A 9,302-nucleotide genomic window follows, 5' to 3' on the forward strand; every position below is an offset into this window, starting at 1 on the left:
GGCAAAGCCCCGTCCGCCGCTCCGCCCGCCGCCGTGGCCGCACTGTGGCGTCCCTGGCGGCGGATGCGCCTGTCGTGATCGAAGCACAGACAGACGTCGCCGCCCTGCTCGCGCGGCTGACGCGCAAGGCCGATGCGATCGCGCAAGCCCGCGCGGCGCAGCGCGCGCAGCGGGCATCGCCCCGGCGCTGGCGCTCCGCCCGCCTGCTGTGGCCGCTGTTCGGACAGGAGTAAGCCATGGAAACGGCCTTTCGCGCGGTGCTGCTGGCCTGGCTGGCGGCGGACGCGGCGCTGGCGAGCGCGCTCAACGCCATCGTCGAGGAAGCACCGCTGCGCGCGGCGCTGCCCTGGCTGGCGCTGACCGCCAGCGCCAGCACCGACTGGAGCACCAAGGACGCCACCGGACGCGAGGTGCGGGTGGCGCTGGAACTCAACTATCGCGGCAACGATCCGCTGGCGGACAGCGGGCTGATCGCCGCGATCGAACGGCGCGTGGAGAGCCTGCCGGCCGACCAGTCCGCCGCCGGCTTCCGCGTGGTCAGCTTGCTGTTCCTGCGCGCCCGCGCCGAACAGCGTGGCGAGGCCTTGCGCGCGCTCCGCCTCGAATACCGGGCGCGCCTGCTGGCCGCCTGACCCATCATTGCCAAGGAGACCCGACATGGCAGCCCAGAAGGGAAGCGCCTTCCTGTTGAAGATCAGCGATGGCGCGCCGACGCCGACCTACAACACCGTGGCCGGCCTGCGCACCACGCAGATGTCGATCAACGGCGAAACGGTGGTCATCACCAACAAGGATTCGGGCGGCTGGCGCGAACTGCTGTCCGGCGCGGGCACGCGTTCGGTCACGGTCAGCGCGGCCGGCATCTTCCTGGGCAGCACGGCGGAGGCGCAAGTCCGCGCCAACGCTCTGTCCGGCACGATCGCCGACTACGAGCTTTCGTTCGAGGGCGGCGAGAAGATGCACGGCCGCTTCCTCGTCCAGCGGCTCGACTATTCGGGCGATTTCAACGGCGAGCGCAACTACACGATGACCCTGGAAAGTTCCGGCGCGGTGGCGCCGGCATGAAGGGCTCTGGCATGAACGATCCCGCCAATCCCCATCGCGGCGAAACCGCGCTGGTGCTGGGCGGGGTGAAACACGTGCTGCGCCCCAGCTTCGCCGCGCTTACCGCGGCCGAGGAGGAACTGGGGCCGCTGTTCACGCTGGTCGAACGGGCGGGCGCGGGGCAGTTGCGCCTTGGCGAAATGATCGCGCTGTTCTGGCACTGCCGGAAGCGGCGCGACGACCTGGAGCGTGACGCCTTCGCTGAAGCGGTCTGCGCCGAGGGCCTTGCCGCCTGCACCGCGCCGTTGCGCGCGCTGCTGGTGCAGATCCTGCGCGGAAGAGCATGAGCACCGATCCAGCCGACGCGCGCTTCGGCCCTGGCGCGGCGCGGCTTTCCGGCCATGCCGCGCTGCTGCTGGGCTGGACCCCGGAAACGTTCTGGAAGGCCACGCCGGAGGAGCTTGGCACGGTGCTGGCGACGTTCACACCGGCCGAGGCCGGCGGCATCGACCGCACCACACTCAATGCCATGATGGAGCGCGATTGCGATGGATGAACTGAATTCGCTGGTAATCGACGTGCGCGCCAACACCGCCGGCTTCACCGCCGACATCGGCCAGATGCGCAGCAACTTCGATTCCGTGCTGGTCGATGGCTTCTCGCGCGCCGGGGACACGCTGGAACGCGGGTTGCTGGGCGCGATCCGGCGCGGAAGCCTGGGCTTCGAGGACTTGCGCCGCACCGCGCTGAACGTGGTGGGCGATATCGCCACGCAGGCGGTGCGCAACGGCGTGGGAGCAATCGCAAGCGGGGGCGGAACGGATGCGGGCGGTGGCATCCTGGGCCTTGGCAGCCTGATCGGATCGCTGTTCGGCCTGCCGGGCCGCGCGACCGGCGGGCCGGTGGCGCCGGGGCGCGGCTATGTGGTGGGGGAACGCGGACCGGAACTGTTCGTGCCGACCTCCGCCGGCCGCATCGACGCCGGCAGCGGCGACGGCGGGCGCAACGTCAACGTCTCCATCCGCGTGGTCTCGCCGGCGGGGAGCAGCCATCCCGAAAGCCTGCGCCGGTCCAGCCGCCAGGTGGCGCAGGCGGTGCGCCGCGCGCTGACCGACTATTGACCCCGCCTGCCACGGGAGCACGAGACATGAGCTTCTGGCTCGCCAAACGCCGCACGGTGCAGCAGACGGACACGATCCAGCGGTTCGACCCGCGCTTCTGGACGGTAGATTTCCCGCGCCCGGCGATGGCCGCCGTCACCACGATCGCACCCGATGGGCTGCGCGTGGACGCGGTGTTCCACAAGGCCGATGACATGGTCGGCCTGATCTGGGAAAGCGAGGACCGGTGGGATCATCCGCTGCTGTCCTACGAAACCAGCCGCGACTACAGCCGGCTGACGCTGGCGTTCCGCTGGCAGTCGTCGGGCGTGATGCCGCTCGACGCACTCAACGGCCCGACGCTGACGATCGAGGGGCGCGACGCGGCGGGAAGCCCGCGCACCTGGTATGTGCGGCTGTGGAACTACGCCACGGGCACGCCGACCGACGCGCGGATTAGCTTGCGCTTCTCCGATCTTGCCAGCGGATTCCTGCTGTCGGCGGAAGCCGATGCGGTCCATCCGGCGGATATCGACCGCCTGTTCATCTCGCTGATGGCGCCGGGCTATGGCGTGGGTGACGAAACGCCGTTCGCCGCCGCCGCGAACGGCTGGGTGGAAATGACCGAGATCCGCTGCCAGGGGCACAGGCCCATGCTGACGGTGGGCGACGTGATGATCCCGCCCCACGGGTTGTCCATCGCGACCGGATACGACGATGCCTATAACCAGACCCCGGCACGCGTGCTGCGCGCGGTGCGGGGCCTCGGCTATCGGGGCAGCATCAACCACTACGTGGGGATGAGCCATTTCCTCGCGCTGGCGGCGGACGGCACGGGCGGCTTCGTGGTCGATCCGGATCTGCCGACGCTCAACGCCGCCGCCGAGGCCTGGCACCGGGACTTTCTGGCGCGGGCGAAAGCGGCCGGCCAGGCCGTGATCCTGTCGCAATCCTACGAGGTGCTGGCGCAGCATTGCCCGGCGGACTGGCAGCAGCGCACCGCCGATGGCGCGCCGGCGCGGACCGGATGGTCGCCGCCGTCCGCGCTGCTTTCCCCGGCGAGTGCCCCGGCGATGGCCTGGGCGCGCGAGGTGGCGGTGGCGCTGGCGGGNNCGCGATACCGGGCAGCCGGTGCTGTACCAGGTGGGCGAGCCGTGGTGGTGGATCACGCCGGATCGCCGCATCTGCCTGTACGACGATGCTGCGCGCGCGGCTTTCGGTGGCGATCCGGTGGACATTCCCGACATGGCGGCCGCACTATCGTCCGCGCAGACAGCGCTGCTCGACGCGGCCGGTGCTCTGCTGGCGCAATCGACGGCGGACCTTGCCGATGCCGTGCGCGAGGCTGCCGGGAGCGCGGGCGCGACGATCCACCTCCTCGCGTTCCTGCCCGCCGTGCTCGATCCCGCCATGCCCGAGGCGCGGCGCGCGAACCTGCCCGTGGGCTGGGCATCGCCCGCGTTCGACGTGCTGCAGATCGAGGACTACGACTGGGTCACCGCCGGCGCCGAAGCCTTGCGGGCGCAAGGCCGCGCCATGACGGAAGCGCGGTTGGGCTACGCCCGCGGACAGCAGCATTACCTCGCGGGCTTCGTGCCCGATGCCGGCGGCGCGGAACGCCATTGGCCGCGCATCGATGCCGCCGCGAGCGAGGCGCAGGCGCTGGGCGTGGCGCAATGCTTCGTCTGGGCCTTGCCGCACGTGTGCCGCGACGGCTTCACGCGGCTGCCCGATCCCGCCGTGCCGCTTCCGGAAACGCTATCAGGCGAGGAACTGACCATGCAGGCTTTCGACGACGTGCTGTTCCCGCTGGCGCTGGGCCGTGACGCCACGGTGACGCCGGAATTCTCGACCAGCGTGACCATCACCGCATCGGGCTTCGAGCGGCGCAACAGCCTGTGGTCCGACGCGCGGCTACGCTTCGATGTCGGCCCCGGCGTGCGGTCCGAGGCGGAGCTGGGCACGTTGATCGCGTTCTTCCGCGCCCGGCGCGGGCAGGCGCGCGGCTTCCGGTTGCGCGATCCCTCGGACCACAGTTCGTGCGGCATGACCGATACGCCAACGCCGCTGGACCAGTGGATCGGCACGGGCGACGGCCTGACCGCGCGCTTCGCGCTGGCGAAGCATTATGGCGAAGGCAGCGAGGCGCAGCGGCGGCGCGTGACCCGGCCACGCGCGGACAGCGTGACCGTAAGCATCGATGGCGTCACGGCAGGCGGGTGGTCGCTGGAGGACAAGGGCGTAATCCTGTTTGCCGAAGCGCCGGCCGAAGGCGCGGCGATCCGCGCGGGCTTCCTGTTCGATGTGCCCGTGCGCTTCGCGGAGGACCGGCTCGACATCTCCGGCGCAGCCTTTGCCGCCGGCGAAGCGCCGAGCGTACCGCTGATCGAACTGCGCGAGGACGCCTGACATGGCCGGGAGCACCCGCACCTGGTTCACCGGCCCACTGGAAACGGTGGCGACCTGGTGGCGCATCGAACGCGCCGACGGCGTGACGCTGGGCTTCACCAGCCACGACCGCGACCTGGCGTTCGACGGCCTGACGCATCGCACCGCGCCCGGCATGGTGCCGTCCGCCATCCGCCGGACGGCGACGTTCGAGGCCGACAGCGCGGAAATCACCGGCGCGCTGAGCCACGACGCCATCAGCGAGACCGATCTCGCCGCCGGGCGCTTTGACGGCGCGCGCATCGCCATGGGGCTGGTGGACTGGGAAACGCTGGAAACGACAACGCTGCACAGCGGCGCTATCGGCACGGTCGGGCGGGAGAGCACCGGCTTTTCCGCCGAACTGCTTTCGCTGAAGGACCAGCTCAACCGCGATGTGGTGCCCAGAACGGCGCCGACCTGCCGCGCCGCATTCTGCGGGGAAGGCTGCACGCTTTCCGCAGCGCGGTTCGAGCACGACGCCACGCTGATCGAAACCGCGGAAGGGGGGGACGCGATCCGGATTGCCTGCGCCGTTCCTGCGGATGCCCTGCTGTTCGGCGGCGTGCGCTGGATCGACGGGCCGAACGCGGGGTTGAGGCGGCACGCCATCGCACTCGATGACGACTGGATCACGCTGGACCAACCGGTTTTCACCGCCATGTCCGAAGGCGGTCGCTTGCTGGTACGCGAAGGATGCGACCACACGCTGCAGACCTGCGCGGACCGTTTCGGCAACGCTGTGAATTTCCAGGGCGAGCCGTTCCTGCCGGGCAACGATCTGCTGACGCGCTATCCCCCGGCATGAACGCCGATCTGGCCGCCGCCGCGCTGAACCTGATCGGCACGCCGTTCCGGCTCCACGGGCGCGATCCGGCAACGGGGCTGGATTGCGTGGGGCTTGTGGCCGAGGCGATGCGTTGCGCCGGTTTCCATCCGGTTCCGCCCGGCGGCTACGGCCTGCGCGCCCTGTCCGTCGACGCGCTGGTTCTCCATGCGGGGGCCAGCGGCCTTGTGCCCGTGCCGGACGATGGCGACGTGGTGCTGGCGCGCGTCAGCCCGGTCCAGGCGCACCTGCTGGTGGCCGCGCCCGATGGCTTCGTCCACGCCCATGCCGGCCTGGGCCGGGTAACCTTCCTGCCCGGTCCGCTTCCCTGGCCGGTGGCGCGCGAATGGCGCGTCCTGTCCGAAAGGCCTTGAACGATCATGGCAACGCTACTTCTGACCGCCGCCGGCACCGCGATCGGCGGGCCGCTGGGCGGCGCGATCGGTGCCCTCGCCGGGCGGCAAATCGATGCGGCGATCATCGGCACCCGCCAGATCGAAGGCCCGCGCCTGAAGGACCTGGCGGTCCAGACATCGAGCTATGGCTCGCCGCTGCCGCTGCACTTCGGCACGATGCGCGCCGCCGGGAGCGTGATCTGGGCGACCGACCTGCAGGAACATGCGACGCGCGAGGGCAGCAAGGGACGCCCCACGGCGACGCGCTATAGCTATACCGCGTCGTTCGCGGTGGCGCTCGCCAGCCGCCCGGTCAGCGGGATCGGCCGCGTGTGGGCGGACGGCAACCTGCTGCGCGGGGCGGCGGGCGACCTCAAGGTGGGCGGCACCATGCGCCTCCACGCGGGGCACGGTGACCAGCCGGTCGATCCGCTGATCGCGCAGGCCGAGGGAATCGACCGCTGCCCGGCCTTCCGCCACACCGCCTATGTGGTGTTCGAGGACCTGGATCTGGCCGACTTCGGCAACCGCATTCCCTCGCTCACGTTCGAGGTCATGGCGGACAGCGATGGCTGCACCATGACGCGGATCATCACCGCGCTGCTGCCCGGGACTCTGAACGCCGCCATCGACACGACATTGTCCGGCTTCAGCGTGGATCAGGGAACGTGCGGCGACATCCTTGCCACCCTGTCCGACGCGATCCCCCTCGCCTGCGTGACGCGTGACGGCATGCTGGACATCCGGCTGGCCGACGCGATCGGGGATCCGTCCGCCCCGCTGCTTCCCGAACCGGCCGCGACGGGCGATGGCAGCATCGACGATACCAATGGCGACGGATGGACGCATCGGCGCGAACCGCTGCCAACGGTACGCCAGTGCGGCGTGCGCTATTACGACCCCGCGCGCGACTACCAGCCGGGCCTGCAACGTGGCATCGGGCGTAGCGAGGCGGGCGCGCTCGCGGTGATCGAACTGCCCGCGGCAATCGATGCCGCACAGGCCCGATCGCTGGCGGAGGCGGCCAGCCAGCGGGTGAGCCGCCCGCGCGACACCATGCGTTATCGCGTGAACGAAATCGGCCCCGCGACCACCCCCGGCGCGATCGTGCGCGTGCCGGTTGCAACCGGCCTGTGGCGGATCGAGCAGTGGGAATGGCAGCAGGACGGGGTGATGCTCGATCTTGTCGCGCTGCGCATGGGCGCCGGAACAGGCAGCGGGGCGATGGCCACCGATCCGGGGCGCAGCCTCGGCGCGGTCGACTTGCCAGCCGCGCCCACGCGGCTGGTGGCGTTCGAACTGCCCTGGGACGGCATCGGGGATGGCAATACGCCCGCGCTGTTCGCCGGGGTGTCCGGCACGAACGCCGGTTGGCGCGGCGCGGCGTTGTTCGCAGCCACGGCGACCGGAAACGCCATGCGCCCGCTGGCCGGCAGCGGCCGGCAGCGCGCCATCGTCGGACGGTGCGAGTCGGCTTTGCCCCCGGCCTCGCCGCTGCTGGTGGACCGGCGCTCGACCGTGCATGTCCGCCTGGCCGCCGCCGATCTTGCCCTGGCTGACGCAACGCTGGCAGGCCTGCTCGACGGCGCCAACCGCGCGCTGATCGGCGCCGAAATCGTGCAGTTCATGCACGCGGAGGCGCTGGGTGGAGCACTGTGGCGCCTATCGGGCCTGCTGCGCGGACGCGGCGGGAGCGAATGGGCGATCGACACGCACGCGGTGGGGGAGGACTTTGTCCTGCTCGACGACCGCATCATCACGCTTGACCCAAGGATCGTCGGCGACGCCGCCAGCGCAAGCATCGCAGCCATCGGATCAGGCGACGAGGCGGCCGTCAGCACGCCGATCGCGGGCGCCGGAACGACCTGCTGCCCGCTTGCGCCGGTTCACGGCGCGGTGCGGCAAAGCGGAACGGGCGGCATCACCCTGACATGGGTGAGGCGCGCGCGCGGCGCATGGGGGTGGCCCGAGACAGTCGACGTACCGCTGAACGAGGACGAGGAACGCTGGACCATAGGTTACGGCGATGCGGCGACACCGGTGGTGCGGTGGGAAACGGGTGTCGCCATGCTCGGCCTCTCGTCCGCGCAGGCCGAGTCGCTCCTTGCCACCGACGCGCCACGCCAATTCCATATCCGCCAGAGCGGGCGCGCCTCGCTCTCCCGGCCGCTCACCATTTTCCTGCCGGACTGAAACGCCCTTTCCTTTACGATTGGAGCACGACCATGACCGACCCGACAAATTTCGCGTCCATAACGGCTCGATTTAACCTGCCGCTGCTCCATGCGGGGCAGGCGCAGAAGGAAGTGACGGTCAACGAAAGCCTGCTCCTGCTGGACGCCCTGGCGCATACGGCGGTGGAGGGAGAGACCGCGACGCCGCCGGAAACGCCGGAAAACGGGCAGGTTTGGCTCGTGGCGACGGATGCAACGGACGCTTTCAGCGGGCATGACCATAGTCTTGCGATCTGGAGCGAAGGCGGCTGGCGCTTTCTTCCTCCGCGCGAAGGCATGCGGGTGTTCGATCGCGAACAACGATGCTTCCGCCTGTTTGCGGACATATGGGGCGGGTTCGACGCACCGGCGCTGCCCACGGGCGGCAGCACGATCGACGTGGAAGCGCGCGCCTTCATCGCCGATCTGGTTCAAAGTTTGCGGGATTGCGGTTTGCTCCGCTGAAATCGCGGGAACAAACGCCCGCTTTAATCATTTCGGCGGAACATGAGGGTATTTCTGCCGCGGTTTACGAAGATGCGCAGCGCAACAGCGTTGTATTTTCGCAACACCTGGCAAGCGTGCCCGCTTGCATGAGCACTTGAGAACCGGTAGACAACCGCCACGACGTGGCAAGATTATCGCTAAAAGGGGAATCAATAATGCGGAAACTGGTCCTAGGCCTGGCCATGGCGTCGAGCGCCCTGGCTACGCCAGCTCTCGCCCGGGATAAGTCCTGGTACGTCGAGGGTGACGCGGGTGCCATGATTGTGGAAGACATCTACAATTTCACCGGCAAGAACAACGACGGCACGCTGGACACCAAGGCCGGCTACGACTTCGGCGGCATCGTCGGCTACGACTTCGGTCCGTTCCGCCTCGAAGCCGAAGCCAGCTATCGTCGCGCCGAGGAAAAGGGCTATCGCAGCTCGACCCAGAACTACAACGACGCCCAGCTGGGTGGCGGCGCCAGCGCGCTGAGCTTCATGGCCAACGGCCTGCTCGACTTCGGTCCCGATGACGGCCTGCAGGGCTTCGTCGGCGGCGGTGTTGGCGTTGGCCGCGTCAAGAACGCGGTGATCACGCCCGTGACCGGCCCGACCTCGGTGAACGTTGTCGATTCGGACACCGGCTTCGCCTGGCAGGCTCTCGCGGGTATCCGCGCGCCGATCAGCAAGCACGTCGACGTGGGTCTGAAGTATCGCTTCTACAACCAGGACCACAACGATCTGGTGAACAACGCTGGCGCCAACGTGCGCACGCGCTTCCGTTCGCACTCGCTGATGGCGACGCTGGC

General features: G+C 69.5%; 11 protein-coding genes and 1 pseudogene. All 12 read left to right on the forward strand.

Annotated elements, in window-relative coordinates; genetic code table 11:
• Positions 1–233, forward strand: a 233-nt coding sequence (locus B3547_RS12445) for a hypothetical protein (RefSeq protein ID WP_292963583.1), incomplete at its 5' end; no start/stop codon positions are given.
• 3 nt (positions 234–236) lie between these two features.
• Complete coding sequence (gene gp17, locus B3547_RS12450; protein WP_292963586.1) at positions 237–632, forward strand: tail completion protein gp17; 396 nt, start codon at positions 237–239, stop codon at positions 630–632.
• Between the two features lie 25 nt (positions 633–657).
• The gene (locus tag B3547_RS12455; RefSeq protein WP_136955744.1) at positions 658–1,065 is read left to right on the forward strand and encodes a phage major tail protein, TP901-1 family; all 408 of its coding nucleotides are present in this window, start codon (positions 658–660) and stop codon (positions 1,063–1,065) included.
• The gene (locus B3547_RS12460; RefSeq protein ID WP_292963593.1) at positions 1,062–1,391 is read left to right on the forward strand and encodes a gene transfer agent family protein; all 330 of its coding nucleotides are present in this window, start codon (positions 1,062–1,064) and stop codon (positions 1,389–1,391) included. Before B3547_RS12455 ends, B3547_RS12460 begins: the two co-directional genes overlap by 4 nt.
• The gene (locus B3547_RS12465) at positions 1,388–1,600 is read left to right on the forward strand and encodes a phage tail assembly chaperone (RefSeq protein WP_292963596.1); all 213 of its coding nucleotides are present in this window, start codon (positions 1,388–1,390) and stop codon (positions 1,598–1,600) included. Before B3547_RS12460 ends, B3547_RS12465 begins: the two co-directional genes overlap by 4 nt.
• Positions 1,593–2,165, forward strand: coding sequence for a tail tape measure protein (locus B3547_RS12470; RefSeq protein WP_292963599.1), 573 nt, complete (start codon positions 1,593–1,595; stop codon positions 2,163–2,165). The genes B3547_RS12465 and B3547_RS12470 overlap by 8 nt, the downstream gene beginning before the upstream one ends.
• A 26-nt stretch (positions 2,166–2,191) precedes the next feature.
• Positions 2,192–4,553 (forward strand): annotated as a pseudogene (locus B3547_RS12475) (phage distal tail protein, Rcc01695 family).
• A 1-nt stretch (position 4,554) separates the two neighbouring features.
• Positions 4,555–5,379: a DUF2163 domain-containing protein gene (locus tag B3547_RS12480; protein WP_125954675.1), complete on the forward strand. Its 825-nt coding sequence runs from the start codon at positions 4,555–4,557 to the stop codon at positions 5,377–5,379.
• Positions 5,376–5,771, forward strand: a complete 396-nt coding sequence (locus tag B3547_RS12485; RefSeq protein ID WP_292963603.1) for a peptidoglycan endopeptidase — start codon at positions 5,376–5,378, stop codon at positions 5,769–5,771. Before B3547_RS12480 ends, B3547_RS12485 begins: the two co-directional genes overlap by 4 nt.
• A gap of 6 nt (positions 5,772–5,777) precedes the next feature.
• A complete protein-coding gene (locus tag B3547_RS12490; RefSeq protein WP_292963606.1) occupies positions 5,778–7,985 on the forward strand; it encodes a phage tail protein in 2,208 nt (735 codons plus the stop codon).
• A 32-nt stretch (positions 7,986–8,017) separates the two neighbouring features.
• Positions 8,018–8,470 carry a DUF2793 domain-containing protein gene (locus B3547_RS12495; protein WP_292963609.1) on the forward strand — a complete coding sequence of 151 codons (453 nt, stop codon included), beginning with the start codon at positions 8,018–8,020 and terminating at the stop codon, positions 8,468–8,470.
• Between the two features lie 197 nt (positions 8,471–8,667).
• A partial coding sequence (locus B3547_RS12500; protein ID WP_292963612.1) for an outer membrane protein occupies positions 8,668–9,302 on the forward strand: 635 nt, incomplete at its 3' end.

The sequence above is a fragment of the Novosphingobium sp. UBA1939 genome, assembly GCF_002336885.1.
GTDB lineage: Bacteria > Pseudomonadota > Alphaproteobacteria > Sphingomonadales > Sphingomonadaceae > Novosphingobium.

What these genes read in the sequence shown, in the direction of transcription:
- gp17 (WP_292963586.1), top strand. Translation starts at nt 237, where the DNA reads ATGGAAACGGCCTTTCGCGCGGTGCTGCTGGCCTGGCTGGCGGCGGAC.
- B3547_RS12455 (WP_136955744.1), top strand. Translation starts at nt 658, where the DNA reads ATGGCAGCCCAGAAGGGAAGCGCCTTCCTGTTGAAGATCAGCGATGGC.
- B3547_RS12460 (WP_292963593.1), top strand. Translation starts at nt 1,062, where the DNA reads ATGAAGGGCTCTGGCATGAACGATCCCGCCAATCCCCATCGCGGCGAA.
- B3547_RS12465 (WP_292963596.1), top strand. Translation starts at nt 1,388, where the DNA reads ATGAGCACCGATCCAGCCGACGCGCGCTTCGGCCCTGGCGCGGCGCGG.
- B3547_RS12470 (WP_292963599.1), top strand. Translation starts at nt 1,593, where the DNA reads ATGGATGAACTGAATTCGCTGGTAATCGACGTGCGCGCCAACACCGCC.
- B3547_RS12480 (WP_125954675.1), top strand. Translation starts at nt 4,555, where the DNA reads ATGGCCGGGAGCACCCGCACCTGGTTCACCGGCCCACTGGAAACGGTG.
- B3547_RS12485 (WP_292963603.1), top strand. Translation starts at nt 5,376, where the DNA reads ATGAACGCCGATCTGGCCGCCGCCGCGCTGAACCTGATCGGCACGCCG.
- B3547_RS12490 (WP_292963606.1), top strand. Translation starts at nt 5,778, where the DNA reads ATGGCAACGCTACTTCTGACCGCCGCCGGCACCGCGATCGGCGGGCCG.
- B3547_RS12495 (WP_292963609.1), top strand. Translation starts at nt 8,018, where the DNA reads ATGACCGACCCGACAAATTTCGCGTCCATAACGGCTCGATTTAACCTG.